The organism is Duganella sp. CF402, from assembly GCF_900109645.1.
Taxonomy (GTDB): Bacteria; Pseudomonadota; Gammaproteobacteria; order Burkholderiales; family Burkholderiaceae_D; genus Rugamonas.
Window position 1 is genome coordinate 885,240 of the sequence record NZ_FOBG01000001.1, and the last position, 17,213, is coordinate 902,452.

The 17,213-nt window shown below is 63.8% G+C and carries 17 protein-coding genes; 10 read left to right on the top strand and 7 right to left on the bottom strand.

Annotation, left to right across the window (positions count from 1 at the left end; all coding sequences use genetic code 11):
• Window positions 1-8 precede the first annotated feature (8 nt).
• Genes BMZ70_RS04075 through BMZ70_RS04090 form a run of 4 tightly spaced genes read left to right on the top strand, consistent with a single transcriptional unit; the run spans window position 9 to window position 4,993 of the window.
• Window positions 9-1,079: a DUF4272 domain-containing protein gene (locus BMZ70_RS04075; RefSeq protein WP_092270261.1), complete on the top strand. Its 1,071-nt coding sequence runs from the start codon at window positions 9-11 to the stop codon at window positions 1,077-1,079.
• Between the two features lie 9 nt (window positions 1,080-1,088).
• Window positions 1,089-1,544 carry a YbaK/EbsC family protein gene (locus tag BMZ70_RS04080; protein WP_092270264.1) on the top strand — a complete coding sequence of 152 codons (456 nt, stop codon included), beginning with the start codon at window positions 1,089-1,091 and terminating at the stop codon, window positions 1,542-1,544.
• Window positions 1,545-1,586: 42 nt separating this feature from the next.
• A complete protein-coding gene (locus BMZ70_RS04085) occupies window positions 1,587-3,635 on the top strand; it encodes an alpha/beta hydrolase domain-containing protein (RefSeq protein WP_092270267.1) in 2,049 nt (682 codons plus the stop codon).
• Window positions 3,632-4,993, top strand: a complete 1,362-nt coding sequence (locus BMZ70_RS04090; RefSeq protein ID WP_092270270.1) for an 8-oxoguanine deaminase — start codon at window positions 3,632-3,634, stop codon at window positions 4,991-4,993. The genes BMZ70_RS04085 and BMZ70_RS04090 overlap by 4 nt, the downstream gene beginning before the upstream one ends.
• Here BMZ70_RS04090 and BMZ70_RS04095 read toward each other — a convergent pair.
• Together BMZ70_RS04095 and BMZ70_RS04100 are read right to left on the bottom strand one after the other, a co-directional pair.
• A complete protein-coding gene (locus BMZ70_RS04095) occupies window positions 4,966-5,667 on the bottom strand; it encodes a lipase secretion chaperone (RefSeq protein WP_092270273.1) in 702 nt (233 codons plus the stop codon). The two genes, BMZ70_RS04090 and BMZ70_RS04095, sit on opposite strands and share 28 nt — an antisense overlap.
• Window positions 5,667-6,587, bottom strand: a complete 921-nt coding sequence (locus BMZ70_RS04100) for a glycoside hydrolase family 43 protein (protein ID WP_092270276.1) — start codon at window positions 6,585-6,587, stop codon at window positions 5,667-5,669. Before BMZ70_RS04100 ends, BMZ70_RS04095 begins: the two co-directional genes overlap by 1 nt.
• Window positions 6,588-6,828: 241 nt before the next feature.
• Between BMZ70_RS04100 and BMZ70_RS04105 the strand changes: the two genes are divergently transcribed.
• Entirely contained in the window at window positions 6,829-8,679 is a 1,851-nt protein-coding gene (locus tag BMZ70_RS04105; RefSeq protein WP_229205288.1) for a carbohydrate-binding module family 20 domain-containing protein, read from the top strand.
• Here BMZ70_RS04105 and BMZ70_RS04110 read toward each other — a convergent pair whose 3' ends face one another.
• Genes BMZ70_RS04110 through BMZ70_RS04120 form a run of 3 tightly spaced genes read right to left on the bottom strand, consistent with a single transcriptional unit; the run spans window position 8,680 to window position 10,142 of the window.
• Window positions 8,680-9,009 (bottom strand): DUF2288 domain-containing protein, encoded by a 330-nt coding sequence (locus tag BMZ70_RS04110; RefSeq protein ID WP_092270278.1) that lies wholly within the window; start codon window positions 9,007-9,009, stop codon window positions 8,680-8,682. It abuts the gene before it with no gap.
• A gap of 2 nt (window positions 9,010-9,011) precedes the next feature.
• Window positions 9,012-9,707 carry an RES family NAD+ phosphorylase gene (locus tag BMZ70_RS04115; RefSeq protein WP_092270281.1) on the bottom strand — a complete coding sequence of 232 codons (696 nt, stop codon included), beginning with the start codon at window positions 9,705-9,707 and terminating at the stop codon, window positions 9,012-9,014.
• A complete protein-coding gene (locus tag BMZ70_RS04120; RefSeq protein WP_092270284.1) occupies window positions 9,708-10,142 on the bottom strand; it encodes an antitoxin Xre/MbcA/ParS toxin-binding domain-containing protein in 435 nt (144 codons plus the stop codon).
• A gap of 91 nt (window positions 10,143-10,233) precedes the next feature.
• Here BMZ70_RS04120 and BMZ70_RS04125 point away from each other — a divergent pair, with 91 nt between their 5' ends.
• On the top strand, window positions 10,234-10,665 hold the full coding sequence (locus BMZ70_RS04125; protein ID WP_207231524.1) for a YybH family protein: 432 nt from the start codon (window positions 10,234-10,236) through the stop codon (window positions 10,663-10,665).
• Here BMZ70_RS04125 and recJ read toward each other — a convergent pair whose 3' ends face one another.
• Window positions 10,666-12,360, bottom strand: a complete 1,695-nt coding sequence (recJ, locus tag BMZ70_RS04130; protein ID WP_092270286.1) for a single-stranded-DNA-specific exonuclease RecJ — start codon at window positions 12,358-12,360, stop codon at window positions 10,666-10,668.
• The gene (locus tag BMZ70_RS04135; protein WP_229205289.1) at window positions 12,357-13,406 is read right to left on the bottom strand and encodes a hypothetical protein; all 1,050 of its coding nucleotides are present in this window, start codon (window positions 13,404-13,406) and stop codon (window positions 12,357-12,359) included. Before BMZ70_RS04135 ends, recJ begins: the two co-directional genes overlap by 4 nt.
• An 84-nt stretch (window positions 13,407-13,490) precedes the next feature.
• Between BMZ70_RS04135 and BMZ70_RS04140 the strand changes: the two genes are divergently transcribed.
• From BMZ70_RS04140 to BMZ70_RS04155, 4 genes are all read left to right on the top strand, one after another.
• The gene (locus BMZ70_RS04140; protein ID WP_092270291.1) at window positions 13,491-14,756 is read left to right on the top strand and encodes a lipoprotein-releasing ABC transporter permease subunit; all 1,266 of its coding nucleotides are present in this window, start codon (window positions 13,491-13,493) and stop codon (window positions 14,754-14,756) included.
• Window positions 14,749-15,447 (top strand): lipoprotein-releasing ABC transporter ATP-binding protein LolD, encoded by a 699-nt coding sequence (gene lolD / locus BMZ70_RS04145; protein WP_092270294.1) that lies wholly within the window; start codon window positions 14,749-14,751, stop codon window positions 15,445-15,447. The genes BMZ70_RS04140 and lolD overlap by 8 nt, the downstream gene beginning before the upstream one ends.
• Window positions 15,448-15,451: 4 nt before the next feature.
• Window positions 15,452-16,246, top strand: coding sequence for a TatD family hydrolase (locus BMZ70_RS04150; RefSeq protein WP_092270296.1), 795 nt, complete (start codon window positions 15,452-15,454; stop codon window positions 16,244-16,246).
• Between the two features lie 78 nt (window positions 16,247-16,324).
• Complete coding sequence (locus tag BMZ70_RS04155; protein WP_092277540.1) at window positions 16,325-17,131, top strand: CsgG/HfaB family protein; 807 nt, start codon at window positions 16,325-16,327, stop codon at window positions 17,129-17,131.
• Window positions 17,132-17,213: the final 82 nt, after the last annotated feature.

Genomic DNA, 17,213 nt, shown 5'->3' on the forward strand with positions numbered 1-17,213 from the left:
AAATTGTTATGCTAAATCGACTCAAGCAGCTGTTTTCTCCGAAGGATATCAGCAACCACGTTCTGCTCAACGCCTACTGCACCGTCGGCGATGTGCCCAAGCCGTCCTTCCCGCATGTGGTGAACGGCCGCCGCGATTTGTCCGGCAAGGAGCTGGCGCCGCACCTGAACGGCATGATGCACCTGCTGGCCGAGCAGGGGCAGGGCGCGATGAGCTGCACCCGCTATCACGTGATTCGCCACTTGCAGCGCGCGCAGCATCACATCAGCCTCGCGGTCGATCCGGCCTACATGGTGGATTTCCACGTATGGGCCGAAGCGGCCAACGCCATCGCTTTCATGGCCGATGGCAGCGTGCGTGATCCACAGGGCCGCATGCTGCTGGCCGTCACTGGCGAAGGCGATCCAAAAGCCGTGGTGCCATATCCGCCGCAAGCCTGGCAGCGCAAGGCGCGCAGCGAGGAACAGCTGGCCGCCCGCAAGATTAGCGTCCCGGCCGATTTGCCGCCGCTGGTGTCCGAGCCTGAGCTGCGCATGCGAGCGCCGGAGGATATCTTGCGCCGCATGCTGGCGCTGTACGTGGTCGCCATCCGCGCCGAATCGTTGAACAGCAAGACGCCGCTCACGGTGGCCGAACTGCAGCAAAGCTTCCCGCCAGCCTTCGCCGGCCTGACCGACGCCGAGCGCGATTTCCTCGCGCAGGAAGCGCCATCGGAGCAGGAGATCACCAAGTTCCTGTGGCGTTACGAAGCCATCCTGGTGCTGCAATGGGCGCTGGGCCTGCAGTCGGAGCTACCGTTTGCGGATACGATCTGCGACGTGTCGTCGATTTCCAGCACGGTAATCGATCGTGGCACCGACGGCTTGCGCAAGCAGCCAGTCGCGCGCGCGGCCACGGAGCTGCTGGATGCGCTGGACCTGCACTACCGCCAGCACTGGGCCAGCCGCCAGGCCATCCTGAAGAAAACCCCCGTTCCCGCCAATCTGAACGACGGCGTGCTGCAAGAACGCCACCACGCCTTGAACTGGCTGGTGCGCTTTGAAGACCGCGAGTGGGACGACGTCGATACCCCAACCTGATACCAGCCTATGAGCCTGCAATCCGTACGCGAATTTTTCCACTCCCGCGATATCCAGCTGCCCATCATCGAGACTGAAGCCAGCACCGCCACCGTGGCGCTGGCGGCGGAAGCGCATGGCGTGGAGCCGGGCCGCATCGCCAAGACGCTCGCCTTCCGCATCTCCGGCGACAAGGTGATCCTGCTAGTCGCCAGCGGCGTCGCGCGCGTGGACAACCGCAAGTTCAAGGAAACCTTCGGCAAGGGCAAGATGCTCGGACCGGACGAGGTGGTGGAGCTGACCAGCCATCCGGTCGGCGGCGTTTGCCCATTCGGTTTGCCGCAACCGCTGCCGATCTACCTCGATCACTCGCTGAATAATTTCGACGAGGTGATGCCGGCCGCCGGCTCTGTCAACAGCGCGATCCGCATCACACCGGCGTTGCTGGCGTCCGTCACGGAAGGACAGTGGGTAGACGTCTGCTAAGTAGCTTGCTAGGATAGGCGCTTTGCATATCGGGAGCGCGGGATGAAACGCAAGTTGGCTTTGTTGGCGATGGCGGCAGCAGTAAGCACGGCGCATGCCGCAGTCGAACGCATTCAAGTAGTTGAACGCGTGCCGTTCGCTCCCGGCGTCACTTTCCGCGAATACGGCGCGTATGAAAAGATACGCGGCATCGCTTACTACGCGCTCGATCCCAAGGCCGCTGCCAATGCGGCCATCGTCGATCTGAAAAAAGCGCCGCGCGACAAGCAGGGGCGCGTGCTGTTTTCCAGCGAGTTTGTGCTGCTGCGGCCAACCGCCGCGCAGCCGACCACCTTGCTGTATGACGTGAACAATCGCGGCAACATCGCCATCCTCGGCCAGGTCAATGGCCGCAGCCCAGCCAACAACGATCCCACCACCGCTGCCGATGCTGGCGACGGTTTCCTGATGCGTCACGGTTTCTCGTTGCTGTTCTCCGCTTGGACGTGGGACGTGGCGCCAACTGTGCCGGCGGCCGGCGCTGCACCACGGCCGCTGGTGTTTGCGCCGCCCGTGGCCAAGGGTGTGAAGGGCAAGGTGCAGAACGAGTTCACCGTCAATGCGCCGGCCGATGTCGTCACCTACGCCGGCATGCGCGGCCTCACTTACGAGCCGGCGACGCTCAACGATCCGCACGCCCAGCTGACCGAACGTGCGCGTCAGGGCGACAAGCGCAAGCCGATCCCACGCAGCGCATGGCGCTTCGTCGAGCCGGAGCTGAAGGGCGGTCCGGGCCGCGTGCAGCTGGAAGGCGGCTTCAAGCCGGATACGATTTACGAGATTACTTACGTCGCCAAGGATCCGTACGTGACCGGCGCTGGCCTGGCCGGCATCCGCGATTTGCTGTCGTACTTCCGCGATCATCCATTTGAAGGCGCTGCCGCGCCGCGCAATGTGCTGATGTTCGGTATCAGCCAGTCCGGCCGCGTGATCGGCCGCATGATGCGCGATGGCCTCAACGTCGATGAAGGCGGCAAGCTGGTATTCAACGGCGCTTACCTGCAAGTGCCCGGCGCCGGCGGCTCCGCAGGCTTCAACAGCCGCTTCGCGCAGCCGACCCGCCATCCTTCGATGATGGAGGAACACGACTATCCGGCCGACGCCTTCCCGTTCACCAGCACGCCGACGCGCGATCCGGTCACCGGCAAGACCGCGTCCACGCTGGACAAGGCGCGCGACAAGCAAGGCAATCTGCCCAAGCTGTTCTACGCTAACACCTCCACCGAATTCTGGAACCGTGGCGCTTCACTGATCGCTACCACCGCCGACGGCGAGCGTGATGTGGCGCCGGCGGACAATGTGCGCATCTACGGTTTCATGGGCGCGCAGCACTACGTCGGCCGCTCCAAAACGCGCGCGCCGTTCACCGCTTGCGTGTCGACCAGCGACCATTATCTGCCGATGCGCGCGTTGATCCTCGCGCTGGATGACTGGACCACCAAGGGCAAGCAGCCACCCGCCAGCGCCTACCCGCAACTGGCCGACGGTACGCTGACCACCGTGGCGGACTACCGCGCCATCTTCCCCAAAGGCTTCGGCCTGACGCCGCCGGAACAAAACCTGCGTGAACCGCGCCTGGACTTCGGCCGCCGTTTCGCCGCTCAAGGCATTGCCGACACCGTGCCGCCGAAGCATGGCGATGATTACGAAACCCGCGTGCCAGCGCCGGATGCCGACGGCAATGACAAAGGCGGCGTGCGCCTCGTGGAACTGCAAGCGCCGCTCGGCACCCACACCGGCTGGAACCTGCGCGCACCGGATACCGGCTTCGCCTGGGCGACTTCGCGTTTCGACGGCAGCTTCGTGCCGTTTGCCCGCACCGAGGCGGAGCGCGTGGCTGTTGGCGATCCGCGTCCTAGCCTCGAAGCGCGCTACGCCACGCGTGACGCCTACGTGGCCGCCGTGCGCGCCGCCGCCGAACGACAGGTCGCGGCAGGCCTGCTGCTGCAGGAAGACGTTGAGCGCACCATGAAGGAAAACGTCGGCCTGTACGACCGTATCATCGCCCGCGATCCCTCCGACCAAGCCTGCAACTACCTGTTCGCGCAATGAAGACACTGCTTATCAAAAATGCCCGCGTGCTGGTCACGATGGACGACACGCGCCGCGAAATCGCCAACGGCGCAGTCTTTATCCGCGATAACGTGATCGAGCAAGTCGGCGCCAGTGCAGACCTGCCTCAAACCGCCGACGAAGTGATCGACGCCACCGGCCACGTGGTGATGCCAGGCCTGGTCAACACCCACCACCACATGTACCAGAGCCTGACGCGTGCCATTCCCGCCGCACAGAACGGCGAGTTGTTCAACTGGCTGACCAACCTGTATCCGCTGTGGGCCGGTCTCACCGCCGAAATGGTGCACGTCTCCACGCTGACAGCGATGGCTGAGCTGATCCTGTCCGGCTGCACCACCAGCAGCGACCATCTCTACATCTACCCGAACGACTGCAAGCTCGATGACAGCATCGAAGCGGCGCAGAAAATCGGCATGCGCTTCCACGCCTCGCGCGGCAGCATGAGCGTGGGCCAGTCGAAAGGCGGCTTGCCGCCGGACCGCGTGGTTGAGGAAGAGGGCGCGATCCTGAAAGACACCCAGCGCCTGATCGAAACCTACAACGACGCCAGCCGCCACGCCATGCAGCGTATCGTGGTCGCTCCATGCTCGCCGTTCTCGGTATCACAGCACTTGATGAAGGAATCGGCCAAACTGGCGCGCAGCTACGGCGTGTCGATGCACACGCACCTGGCGGAAAACGTCAATGACATCGCCTACAGCCGCGAGAAATTCAATATGACGCCGGCCGAATACGCCGAGGATTGCGGCTGGGTAGGCCCGGATGTGTGGCACGCCCACTGCGTGCAGCTGGACGACGACGGCATCTATCTGTTCGCCCGCACCGGCACCGGCATTGCGCACTGCCCATGCTCCAACATGCGGCTGGCCTCCGGCATCGCGCCGATCCGCAAGATGCTGGATCGTGGCGTATCGGTGGGCCTTGGCGTGGACGGCAGCGCCTCCAACGACGCCGGCCACATGATGGGCGAAGTGCGCCAGGCCATGCTGCTGCAGCGCGTCGGCTTCGGTCCGGATGCGATGACGGCACGCCAGGCGCTGGAAGTGGCCACGCTGGGCGGCGCGAAAGTGCTGAACCGTGACGACATCGGCGCCATCAAGCCGGGCATGTCGGCGGATATCGTGATGTTCAAGCTGGATGGCATCGGCATGGCTGGCGCGCTGCATGATCCGGTGGCGGCGCTGGTGTTCTGCACGCCGCCGAATGTCGCTTGCAGCATCATCAACGGCAAGGTGGTGGTGCGTGATGGGCAGCTATGCACCATCGATCTGCCGGTTATTATCGAGCGCCACAACAAGCTGGCGTCTCAGTTGGCCATCGGCGCGGCGGGATAGGGCACCGGCGCGGCGCGGGAGGCGGCGTCGCGCAACACCTGTTGCATGTGCGCGCGGTGCTGCGCTTCTTCTGCTTCGGATGCCGGCCCGACTTGCGGCTGCGTGGCTTCGGCCAGCGCCTGTTGCAGGTAGGTGTCTTCTGCGCCAAACCATTCTTCGGTCACGCGCTCGCCCAGCAGGCGTATGCGCAACTGGCGTCGCTGCTGCTGCCAACCGGCCAGGCGTACTGGGTCGGGCGTCTCCGGAAAATTCTGCGCGGCCAGCAGCGCGTCATGCTGTGCCAGATATGCGCTGTAGCGCTCCGCCAGTTGTAGCGCATCCTGCGCCGCTGCTGGCGGCAGGCGTCCCACGAGGTAGTCGCGCAGCGCTGGAAGACGGCTTTCATCGCTGCGTCCCAGCAGGTAGGAATCCATGATGGCGCGTAGCGCGCCGTCGGTGATCAGTTGCTTTGTGTCGGTCAGCGATATCTCGATCTGCGGGCCGGGAAGGCTGCTTCCCAGCTCGCGGAAGAAGCGGTTGTTGGCGGCGCCGGGCACCATCGCCATATCGCCCGGCGGCGATGTACTGGCCGGCGCCGGCGCCGCCGTCCGCTGTGGCGCGAACGAAGACGGCGCCACGACGGCCACGAACGCCAGCAGCGCCGCAGCGCCGGCCAGTGCATGCGCGCGTTTCATCAGTAGGTCGGCCAGCCGTTGGTGAAGGTCAAGTCGCTGATGAACAACACCGGGTTGTAATTGTTCTGGCTATCCAGCTCATGCCGCGCCATCACGCCGTTGTTATAGGATTCGCCGCCCGGTGCGATGAAACGCCCGCCGCCCGCATCGAGCGTGGTGCCGCCGCCGTTCAGCATGTTGACACCGTTCTTGTCGAGGTAAGGTCCGGTGACACTGGTCGACCGGCCGTAGGAGATATGGTAGGTACTGTTCGCGCCAGCGCAGCAAGTGCCCTTGGAGACGAACAGGTAGTAGTACGAGCCGTTCTTCATAATGAACGGATTCTCGATACCACTGCTGTCAGCTGCCAGGTGGTAGCGCGAGCCGGTTGGTTTCAGTGTGCTTGGGTCGACGCGCGTGGTGTAGATGCCGGTCCAGAACGAGCCATAGGTCAGCCACGGCTGGCCCGCGCTATCGACGAAGAAGTTGGGATCGATGGCGTTGAAGTCGCCGCCGCTGGCGGAGGTCAGCACCGCGCCCTTATCGACCCAGTTGCCGGCGGCGATGCTGGACGCCGTCGCCAGGCCGATGGCCGATTTCTGCGAACCGAAGGTGGACACGGCGTAGTACAGGATCGCCTTGCCGTTCCAGACTTTGATGTCCGGCGCCCACACGGTGTTGGTGTTGCCGTTGTAGGTCTTCCACCACGACAGGCCGCTGCCGAAGATGCTGACGCCCTGCGTCCACGCCGTGCCGTTGGCCGAGTATTTGACGCCGATGCCGTTGTCGCTGGTCTCCACGATCCACCAGGTGCTGCCTTCCTTGTAGATATCGGGATCATGGGTGGTGAGGGCGCCGCTCAGGGTCCAGGTGGCGGCTTGCGCCGACAGGGCGAGCAGGGCGATAGCGCACACCGCCCCTTGTTTCAGGTGCTTGTACATATGGTCTCCATTGTTGTTTGTTGTGGATTCATGCTGCGCCGCTCGTATCTCGACCGTCCAATGACTTTTTGCGCGTGCCCGATATGCAGATCCGTATCGCTGTTGTACTTTGATTACACGATTTCAAGTGGCACCGGTTCCAGCTGCTGCGCACGATTGCTGTTTACTGTAGTTCTGCTACATTTTGTTGGGGGCAGTATTTCCCAAAACATAACTACATGGAGACAACACGATGGCAATCATGAAACATTTACTGGCCGCAGGGGTACTCGGCAGCGCAGCGCTGGCGCCGGCGCATGCCGCCTTCAACCCGGCCGATACCTCGGTCCAGATGTTCCGCTGGAAGTGGAACGACATCGCCAAGGAATGCACCAACTGGCTCGGACCGCAGGGCTTTGGCGCGGTACAGGTATCGCCGCCGCAAGCCTCGGCCAGCCTGGGCGCGTGGTGGGATGTGTATCAGCCGGTGAACTTCGTTTCGTTGAAGAGCAATATGGGCACCGAGGCCGAATTCCAGGCGATGGTGAACACCTGTCACGCCGCCAAGGTGCGCGTGTATGTGGACGTGGTGGTCAACCATCTGGCCGCAGGTTCGGGTACAGCGACCGACGGCTCGACGTGGAATTCGTCGTCGCTCACTTATCCGTACTTCAGCAGCAGCGACTTCCACCCGGCCTGCGATATCGCCGGCGGCGACTACGGCTCGCCGGGCAATCGCTCGAATGTGGTCAACTGCCGCCTGAGCGGACTGCCGGACCTGAAGACCGATGGCGCCTACGTGCAAGGGCAAGTCAAGAACTACCTCACCAAGTTAATCAACCTTGGCGTGGACGGTTTCCGTTTCGACGCGGCCAAGCATATGTGGGCATCTGACCTGACGTCCATCCTGAACGGCGTCACGCACACCACCACTTCCGGCGAAACGCTGTGGGTGACGCAGGAGGTTATCCCAGACAGCAATGTGGTGCGCTCGGATTACTACGGCAACGGCACGCTGAACGAATTCCAGTTCACCTTTGCGATGAAGGCAGTATTCCGCAACGAGAACGGCGCCAACCTGTCGCAGATCCGCTCCATCATGGGCACGCCGGGCAACTGGGGCGGCACCTGGGGCTTTGTGCCGAGCGATAAGGCGACGGTGTTCGTCAACAACTGGGACACGGAGCGCAACGGCAGCTCGCTGGTCGCCAGCAATTACGTCTCGGGCACCACCAACGATACGCAAGGCACCAAGCGCTACGACCTTGCCAACATCTTCATGCTGGCATGGCCGTACGGTCATGCGCAGCTACATTCGGGCTTCCGCTTCACCAATTACGACCAGGCGCCGCCGAGCGCCAGCCCGTTCGACGCCAGCGGCAATCCGCTGATCAACCAGAACTGGGACTTCATCCACCGCTGGAGCGATATCGCTAGCATGGTGGCCTTCCGTTCGACCACCTCGGGGCAGGGCGTGGACTACTTCACCAACGGCACCGGCAACCAGATCGCTTTCGGCCGTGGCGCCAAGGGCTACGTCGCGATTAACAATGAAGGCTCGGCGTGGAACGCGACGCTGCAAACGGCGCTGCCTGCGGGGACTTACTGCAACGTGGTGCACGGCGTGTTGAATAGCGCCGGCACCGCCTGCACCAGCGACAGTGTCACGGTCGGCAGCAATGGCATGATCACGGTCAGTATCCCAGCCAATGGCGGCTCGGTGGTGCCGGCGGTGGCGCTGCACGTCAACCAGAAGATCGGCGGCAGCGGTGGTGGTGGCGGTACTTGCACCACCGTGCCGGTGACCTTCCGCGTGGCGAACGCCAACACGGTGGTCGGCCAGAATGTCTACGTGGTGGGTAATCGTGCGGAGCTGGGCAACTGGGTGCAGGGCACCAGCAACCAGTTGAACATTGAAGGCAGCGGCGCCAATGTGCCGTGGTCGCGCACCTTCCAGTTGCCGCCGTCGACGGCAATCCAGTACAAGTTCATGAAGTACGGCGTGAGCACCGTCTGGGAAAGCAATCAGTCGACTGCCAGCGGCAATCGTGAAGCTACCACGCCAGCTTGCGGCGGCACGCTGACGCTGGACGCCGGCAGCTTCAAGTTCTGATCAGTGAATGCCGGTGGCGGCCGCCTTCTGTTCCTGCACCAGGATGAAGGGGCTGACCACGGAGGCCCACAGCTCGGCGTTCGCTTCGAGCCAGGCCTGCGCCTGCTGGTCATTCACTTTGGCGAGCAGGCCGGCGTTCATCCACTGGCTGATGTTGGCTTTGTCGTCGTGCGAGATACGCACGGCGACATCGACCAGGTCCAGCGAGTTGGCGACCCACACCACATTCCCCTGCGCGAAGTGCTTGAGCAGTTCGGTCCACGGCAGGCGGGCCGTTTCGCGGTTTACTTTGTCACGGAGTTCGAGGTCTTTTTCTGGTTTGGTTTGCATGGTTAAGTAATTTCTATCTCGGGTACTGGGCTACCCCGCCATGTTAACCGATAGGCCGCGCCTTTGCGAACATTGCCCACCAGCGCGGGGCGGAAGCAGGCCAGGTTGGTGCCGCCCTCATGCCGCACGCTTGGGTAGATCACGCCCAGCGAGCCGTTGTCCAATAGCCGTTCCGCCAGCGTTTGCGAGGCCACGTAGCTGTCCGGCGCAAGGCAGTTGGCAAAGTGCGGCTGATCGCGCAAGTCGTGGAAGGGCGCGGTGAAATCGGCCAGCATGCATTGATATTGCACGCTGTCGTCGAAGCGGTTGATCTCCGCGTACTCCACCGCTTTGTGGAAGCTCACTTCCGCCAGTGCCGTCTCCACGTCAAAGGCGCAGTACCACGCGCCGCGCAGGCCGTCGTTGAATCGGCTGCCTTCGGGGCGAGCGTAGGTAAAGGCGGCGTTGATGATGCGGAAGTTCGGCACGCCGAATACCAGTTCATCGACATTGATGCCGGCCGCGCCGCCGTTCTGCGTGCGCAGGCGGGCGTTGGTGGCGTTATCGAGGTCGAACAGGTCCCGCAGGTGGTCGTCGCTGTCGGCCAGCGGCGACAGCACCGAATCCTCGACATCGGCAAAGCGCGAGGGCAGCAGGCGGCAGGTGTCGAACTGGCGCAGCGCAGTCAGGGGCAGGGATGGAACGAGACTGACCGGCACTTACAGCCCTCCGCGACGGGCGTCCAGCAACTGGCGCACGGTTTGCATGGCCAGCATGCCGCCGCCCAGCATGTAGGCCAGCGGCGTGCGGCCTTCGAAAATTTGGTTGGTGTTGGGCAGGCTGACCCATTCATCGGCCAGCTTGTCGCCGTAGATGATGTGCAGCGCCTTGTAGATGCCGAGCAGGTAGGAAATGCGCGTGATGCAGTCGACTTCCAGCGTGCGCTCGGGGTTTTTCTTCCAGTCGTAGTAGGTGCTGTTGGACAGGCCCCCCAGCAGTTGGCGTGCGTCTTCGTCGCGCACCTTCCAGGCGGCGGCCAGCTTGAAAAAGCCTTTCAGGGCGGATTTGGACAGCCGTTCGCGCTCCGCCTTGGCGTTCAGGTCTACCATGACGGTTGGTTCGAAGCGGCTGCGGGGGTAGGCGTAGGTTTGCATAAATCCTCCGGTAATGGATTATTTATACTCCGTTTTCGTATAAATAGCAAACAGTGTTAGGATTTATTTGTCTACAAACGGGGAGATGGCGATGAAATGGATGGCTTTTCCGCTGGCCGTTGTGCTGGCGGCCGGGGTACAGGCGGCGCCCGTATTTACCGGGATTCAGGAGGAAGTGGCCAATGTTGAGCGCGCGTTTGCCGCCACTATGAAGGCGCGCGACCACGCGGCCTTCGTCAGTTTCCTGTCCGAGGAGACAATTTTTGAGACGGGTGAGCGGGCCCAGCGCGGCAAGAAAGCGGTAGCGGACGGCTGGAAGAAGTTCTTCGACAAGCTGGACGCGCCATTCTCATGGGAGCCGGATCAGGTCGATGTGCTGCCGTCCGGCACGCTGGCCCGCACCTCGGGCCCGGTCTACAGCCCGGACGGCAAGCTGATTGCGCGCTTCAATTCCATCTGGCGGCTGGAAGCGCCCAAGACCTGGCGCATCGTGTTCGACGGCGGCCAGGAAGTATGTAAATGATTACGCCGCTTCGGCGTGCTCCACCAGCAGTTGCACCTTGGTGACGCCGTTGTATTCATTGGCGTCGAGACGGAAGGCGACGCGCGCGCGCTCGCCCAGTGCGTCGACATGGCCGAACCAGATGGCGTCGTAGCGGGCGCCGTTCTTCTCCAGCAACAGCTTGAGGTGGCGTTCCTTCAGGATGCGCTGGCTGACCACGCGGAACTCGTCGCAGAAAACCGGCGGCGCAAAGCCCTGGCCCCACACCTGGCCGTCCATCTCCTTGATGAAGGTGGTGGTGTAGTAGGCGTCTTCCAGCGGGCCGTCGGTTTCGATCACGCGTTCCAGCTGCTGCTTGCTCAGCCATGAGCGGCCGACTTCCTCGAACGCCTCGGCAAACGCGTCGAAGGCCTCGGCGCGCAGGGTCAGGCCGGCCGCCATTGCGTGACCGCCGAATTTGTCGATCAGCGAAGGCGCTTTCTTATACACCAGATCCAGCGCATCGCGCAGGTGGAAGCCGGGGATCGAACGGCCGGAGCCCTTGATCCAGCCGTCCGCGCCCGGTGCGAAGGTGATGGTCGGGCGGTAGAACTTCTCCTTCAGGCGCGACGCCACGATGCCGATCACGCCCTGGTGCCACGAGTCGTCGAACACGCAGATGGTGCTACGCTCTGCCGGCTCAAAGTCGTCCAGATGCAGCATGGCCGTGTCCTGCATATCGGCTTCGATTTCGCGGCGTTTCAGGTTGATGTCGTTGAGCTGCTGCGCCAACTGCCATGCGCGGCCTTCGTCGTCGGTGATCAGGCATTCGATCCCGAGCGACATGTCTTCCAGCCTGCCGGCCGCGTTCAGGCGCGGGCCGAGCGCGAAGCCCAGATCGAACGGATTGGCGTTGTGCGGATCGCGTCCCGCCACGCGGAACAGCGCCGCCACGCCCGCGTGCATGCGGCCGGCGCGCATGCGCTTCAGGCCTTGCGCCACCAGGATGCGGTTGTTGGCGTCGAGCCGCACCACGTCGGCCACGGTGCCCAGCGCGACCAGGTCGAGCAGGGCGTCCAGTTTTGGCTGGGTTTGGGCGTCGAACACGCCGCGCTTGCGCAGCTCGGCGCGCAGGGCCAGCAGCACGTAGAACATCACGCCCACGCCGGCAATGTGCTTGCTCGGGAAGCCGCACTCCGGCTGGTTCGGGTTGACGATCACGCGCGCGGCGGGCAGGGTGTCGGCCGGCAGGTGGTGGTCGGTCACCACCACTTCGATGCCGCGCCGGTTAGCCTCGGCCACGCCGTCGATGCTGGCGATGCCGTTATCGACGGTGATGATGATGTCGGGCTGCTTTTCGCGCGCCGTCAGTTCGACGATTTCCGGCGTCAGGCCGTAGCCGTACTCGAAGCGGTTCGGCACGATGAAGTCGATGTTCGCGCCCATCGAACGCAGGCCGCGCAGGGCGACGGCGCAGGCGGTCGCGCCGTCGCAGTCGTAGTCGGCGACGATCACCATGCGCTTGTTGGCGGCGATGGAGTCGGCCAGGAACACGGCGGCGGCATCGATGTGCAGCAGGCCCGATGGCGGAATCATGGCCGCCAGCTCGCTCGACAGTTCTTTCGGATCGGTCAGCCCGCGCGAGGCGTAAAGTCGCGCCAGCACGGGGTGGACGCCGTTCTGGCGCAGCATTTCGGATTCGCGGAACGGGCAGGGACGGATGGCGATGCGGGTCATGATTGCTTCAACAGAGGAGTCAGGGACGGCTTGCGCCAGAATTTGCGTTGTGCCATGCCGGTGCTGACGGCGCTGGTCCAGCCGTTGCGGTGGCTGAGCCACAGCGTCACGCGCGAAATACGGCCAGCTTTCAGGGCGGCCAGCAGCGGCGCAAACCATTCCTGCTCGATGCGCTGCATGCGCGCCAGCCAGTCGGCCCAGTCGCCCACCTGTGCCGGAGCGATCAGGTCGGCCAGCATGACCGTGCCTGGCGCGGGCTGGGCCAGCAACTGCTCGACGGTCGCTGGCCCGGCGCTGGCGCTGGACAGCGCCGCCATCCATTCCGAGCCGCCGTCGATGGTCACGCGGCCGGCCGGTGCTGCGGCAGGACCGGCGCCGCCCCACAGCCAGCACGAGTTCACCGGCTGCAGGCCGCGCGCCTGGCGCGCCTCGTTGACCGGATGCTCGTGCCACAGCATCTGGATTTCGTTTTGCAGCTTGCGGAAGTCGCGCGCGTGCTCGCCCTCGGGCAGCCAGTCGCTCATGCTCTGGGTGACGGTGGCGTCGGGCGAGGCGGTGCGCAGGCCGGCCCAGTCGTCGGCGCGCAGGAACCACAGGCCGGGCGCGCCGTGCAGCAGCGGCTTGCCGACTTCCTCGCAATACGGGCGCGCCAGCTCGTACAGCGCGCGCGAGTCGGCCTCGCTCAGCTGCAGGCCGCGCAGGTCGGACAGCAGCATGTGGGTGCGCGAGATATGCACGTGGGCCGGTTGCAGCATGAACCAGTGGCCTTCAGCCGCCTCGGCCTGCAAGCCGCAGCCCCGCATCACGGCGGTGGCCAGCGGCGCGCCGGTGTCCGGCTGGTCCGGCGCGCTGGCCAGGCCGAGCGCGTGTGCCAGCCAGGCTTCGTGCGGCAGCACGCGGCTGTCGTTGTCATAAATGCTATGTTTGAAGTTGCTATGCCGCGCCAGCAGGGCGGCCAAGGCCGGCGTTTGCAGTGCGCGTACCAAATCGGTGGCCAACTCGGGGGGAGGTAAGGCGAAGGGAAGTGCGAGGGTAATTTCAGTCATCCCGAGATTGTAGGGCATAGTGGCCCCGTGCGGCTGTTTTGTGGCACACTTCGGGCTGACCAAGTTTGATCCCTCCCGGAGCCCATGAGTATTCTCAAGAATCTGCCGTTCGAATGGCTGGTCGGCCTGCGCTACACGCGCGCCGGCAAGCGCAGTGGACGCAATAGCTTTATCTCGTTTATTTCGCTGATATCGATGGCTGGCATCGGCCTCGGTGTGGCGGCGCTGATCGTTGTGCTGTCGGTGATGAACGGCTTCCAGAAGGAAGTCACGGACCGCATGTTGTCGGTGCTGGCCCACGTCGAAATCTTCGACGCCCGTGGCTCCATGCCGGATTGGCAGCAGGCGGCCGCCGAGGCGCGCAAGAATCCCGAAGTAATCGGCACCGCGCCGTTCGCCGAAACCCAGGGCATGCTGGTGCGTGACGACGTGCTTCGCCCGGCCATCGTGCGCGGCGTGCTGCCGGAAGAAGAGCCGAAAGTCTCGGACGTGGCCAAGCAGACCAAGCGTGGCAGCTTCAACGCGCTGCAGCCGGGCGCCTACAACATCGTGCTGGGCATCGAACTGGCGCGCACCCTGCGCGTCAACCTCGGCGAGAAAGTGACGCTGGCGCTGGCGCAAGGCCAGCCGACACCGGCCGGCGTGCTGCCGCGCGTACGCTCGTTCACCGTGGTCGGCATCTTTGAGGCGGGCCACAACGAGTTCGACTCGGCGCTGGCCTTCGTCCACCTGACCGACGCTGAAAAGCTGCTGCGCATCGACGCGCCGGCCGGCCTGCGCCTGCGCCTGCAGGACATGCACCGCGCGCCGCAAGTGGCGCAAGACTTGAAGAATTCCATGCCGGGCGACCTGTTCGTACGCGACTGGTCCAAGCTGAACGCCAATTGGTTCGCCGCTGTACAGACCGAGAAGCGCATGATGTTCATCATCCTGACCCTGATCATCGCGGTGGCGGCCTTCAACCTGGTGTCCACGCTGGTGATGACCGTGACCGACAAGCAGGCCGACATCGCCATCCTGCGCACGCTGGGCGCCTCGCCGCGTTCGATCATGAAGATCTTCATGATCCAGGGCGCGCTGGTGGGCATCCTCGGCACCTTGATTGGCGTTAGCCTCGGCGTGCTGGTGGCGCTCAACATCGACGTCATCGTGCCGTTTATCGAACATTTATTGGGAGTGCAGTTCTTGTCCAAGGATATTTACTACATCAGCACCGTGCCTTCGGACCTGCGTTGGCCGGATGTCTTCAAGATCGGCGGCGTGGCCGTGGTACTGGCCTTCGTTGCGACCTTGTATCCAAGCTGGTGGGCCGCCCGCGTGAAACCTGCGGAGGCGCTGCGCTATGAGTAACAGCAACGAACCAGTCATCCTGTCCTGCCGCAATCTCGGCAAGACCTTTACCCAGGGTTCGTATTCGGTGCAGGTATTGGCCGGCATCGATATCGACGTGCGGCGCGGCGAACGTGTTGCGATCGTCGGCGCTTCCGGCTCCGGCAAGTCGACCCTGCTGCACCTGCTGGGCGGCCTCGATACGCCAAGCACCGGCAGCGTGACCTTGCAGGACAAGGACTTCGCCAGCCTGAGCGAAACCGCGCGCGGTGATTTGCGCAATGCGGCGCTGGGCTTCGTCTACCAGTTCCACCACTTGCTGCCGGAATTCAGCGCGCTCGATAACGTTGCGATGCCGCTGATGATCCGTCGCGTGAAACGTGACGAGGCGCAATCGGCGGCGCTGCAAATCCTCAAGCGGGTGAGCCTCGGCAAGCGCGTCACGCACGTGCCGGGCGAGCTGTCGGGCGGCGAACGGCAACGCGTGGCGCTGGCGCGCGCGCTGGTCACGCAGCCGGCCTGCGTGCTGGCCGACGAGCCGACCGGTAACCTCGATCACGCCACCGCGCAGCAAATCTTCGACCTGATGCTGGAGCTGTCGCGCACCTTGGGCACGGCCTTCGTGATCGTCACCCACGATATCGAATTGGCGCGCCGCTGCGACCGCGTGCTGCGCATGACCGACCAAGGGCTGCAGCCGGACGAGGGGTAAGCCCATGTGGATCGACACTCACTGCCATCTGGATGCGCACGAATTCGGCGGCGAATCCGCAGCGCAGGCCGCGCTGGCCAAGGCGCAGGGTGTCGGCATGATCGTGCTGCCGGCGGTGGAGGTGGCCAACTTCTCCATAGTCGCCGGGCTGGCGGCCGGCGTGGACAACGCTTGCTACGCGCTCGGCATCCATCCGATCTACGTGCCCCATGCCGAAGAGGACCACCTGCGTGTGTTGCGCGAGCAGGTGGCTGCCGCCATCAGCGATCCGCGTTTCGTGGCGCTGGGTGAGATTGGCCTCGACTTCTTCATCCCCATGCTGACCGAGCCGGCCATGCGCGAGAAGCAGATCTTCTTCTTCCGCGAGCAGTTGAAGATCGCCCGCGACTTCGACTTGCCGGTGCTGACCCATGTGCGCCGCTCGCAGGACGTGGTGCTCAAGCACGTGCGCCAGATCCGCCCCAATGGCGGCATCGCCCACGCCTTCAATGGCAGCGAGCAGCAGGCCAAGGGATATATCGATCTCGGTTTCAAACTCGGTTTCGGCGGAGCGATGACTTTTACGCGCGCCCTGCAAATCCGCCGGCTGGCGGCCGAACTGCCGCTGGAGGCCATCGTGCTGGAGACCGACGCGCCGGATATCTCGCCGGCGTGGGTTCATCCGGGACGCAACAGCCCGGACCAGATTCCCCGCATCGGTGCCGTGCTGGCCGAACTGCGCGGCCTGACGCTGGAAGAGGTGGCCGCCGCAACCAGCGCCAACGCGCGCGCGGTCTTGCCTCGCATGCCGGGTGTGTAGCGTGGGATTTGGATAGATTTAACAATCGCTTTGCGGTGCATAATTGGCAATCTTATTTGTCAACCAATGGAGCGCCGCATGAAACCACACGTCATTCACACTACTCTGGCAGCTCTCTTGCTGGTTCCCGCCCTCGGCATGGCCGGGCCGAGCGAGGTATCCGAACGCGCCATCGACGTGCCGAAGTGCACCGCGCCGGCCGCCAAGGTGGTATTCACCGAATTCAAATGCAAATCGGCCGATTGCTCGTCGGGCTCTGGCCAGCAGGACCCGCGCCAGTACCGCTGGTGGGAGCGCCAGGGCAATGTCGCGCAGCCGACGTACACCGGCGTCGGCACCGGCATGACCGAAATGCTGGCCACCGCGCTGACCCAGACCGGCTGCTTCGACGTGCAGGAGCGCGCCGAGCTGGACGAAATCAACAAGGAACTGGCGCTGATTGGTAAGAAGGTGGAGGCCGAGGCGGCCGATTACATGATCACCGGCTCGATCACCTCGCTGGGCTTTGAGCAAAGCTCCACCGGCCTGGGCGGCGCCAGCTTCCTGCGCGGTCCGCTGGCGCTGCTGGCCGGCTCGGTCGACTACAAGAAATCCAAGGTGCACATGAACATGGACATCCGCGTGGTGGACGTCAAGCGCGCCAAGATCATCGCCTCCAAGACCTTCCAGGCCAATAACGAGAAAACCGGTTTCGGCATCTCGGCGCTGGGCTGGGGCGGCGGCACCGCGTTGGGCGGCAACCACGCTTCGATCAGCGGATCGCCGCTGGAAGAAGTGGCGCGCGACCTGCTGGTGAAATCGACCTCGTTCCTGACCGAGACCATCGCCGCCAAAAACATCACCGAACACGTGGCGGTGAAGGCGACCGACGTCAGCGTCAAATAAGGCGTGATATTTAAAACAGTATCAAAGGGCGCATAAAATTGATTGGATTGGTTGTTGCGATCTCCATAAGATGATTTGAGAG

Bases quoted from the DNA above. Each gene is read 5' to 3' on its own strand.
- BMZ70_RS04075 (WP_092270261.1), top strand. From the start codon at position 9: ATGCTAAATCGACTCAAGCAGCTGTTTTCTCCGAAGGATATCAGCAAC.
- BMZ70_RS04080 (WP_092270264.1), top strand. From the start codon at position 1,089: ATGAGCCTGCAATCCGTACGCGAATTTTTCCACTCCCGCGATATCCAG.
- BMZ70_RS04085 (WP_092270267.1), top strand. From the start codon at position 1,587: ATGAAACGCAAGTTGGCTTTGTTGGCGATGGCGGCAGCAGTAAGCACG.
- BMZ70_RS04090 (WP_092270270.1), top strand. From the start codon at position 3,632: ATGAAGACACTGCTTATCAAAAATGCCCGCGTGCTGGTCACGATGGAC.
- BMZ70_RS04095 (WP_092270273.1), bottom strand. From the start codon at position 5,667: ATGAAACGCGCGCATGCACTGGCCGGCGCTGCGGCGCTGCTGGCGTTC.
- BMZ70_RS04100 (WP_092270276.1), bottom strand. From the start codon at position 6,587: ATGTACAAGCACCTGAAACAAGGGGCGGTGTGCGCTATCGCCCTGCTC.
- BMZ70_RS04105 (WP_229205288.1), top strand. From the start codon at position 6,829: ATGAAACATTTACTGGCCGCAGGGGTACTCGGCAGCGCAGCGCTGGCG.
- BMZ70_RS04110 (WP_092270278.1), bottom strand. From the start codon at position 9,009: ATGCAAACCAAACCAGAAAAAGACCTCGAACTCCGTGACAAAGTAAAC.
- BMZ70_RS04120 (WP_092270284.1), bottom strand. From the start codon at position 10,142: ATGCAAACCTACGCCTACCCCCGCAGCCGCTTCGAACCAACCGTCATG.
- BMZ70_RS04125 (WP_207231524.1), top strand. From the start codon at position 10,234: ATGAAATGGATGGCTTTTCCGCTGGCCGTTGTGCTGGCGGCCGGGGTA.
- recJ (WP_092270286.1), bottom strand. From the start codon at position 12,360: ATGACCCGCATCGCCATCCGTCCCTGCCCGTTCCGCGAATCCGAAATG.
- BMZ70_RS04135 (WP_229205289.1), bottom strand. From the start codon at position 13,406: ATGACTGAAATTACCCTCGCACTTCCCTTCGCCTTACCTCCCCCCGAG.
- BMZ70_RS04140 (WP_092270291.1), top strand. From the start codon at position 13,491: ATGAGTATTCTCAAGAATCTGCCGTTCGAATGGCTGGTCGGCCTGCGC.
- lolD (WP_092270294.1), top strand. From the start codon at position 14,749: ATGAGTAACAGCAACGAACCAGTCATCCTGTCCTGCCGCAATCTCGGC.
- BMZ70_RS04150 (WP_092270296.1), top strand. From the start codon at position 15,452: ATGTGGATCGACACTCACTGCCATCTGGATGCGCACGAATTCGGCGGC.
- BMZ70_RS04155 (WP_092277540.1), top strand. From the start codon at position 16,325: ATGAAACCACACGTCATTCACACTACTCTGGCAGCTCTCTTGCTGGTT.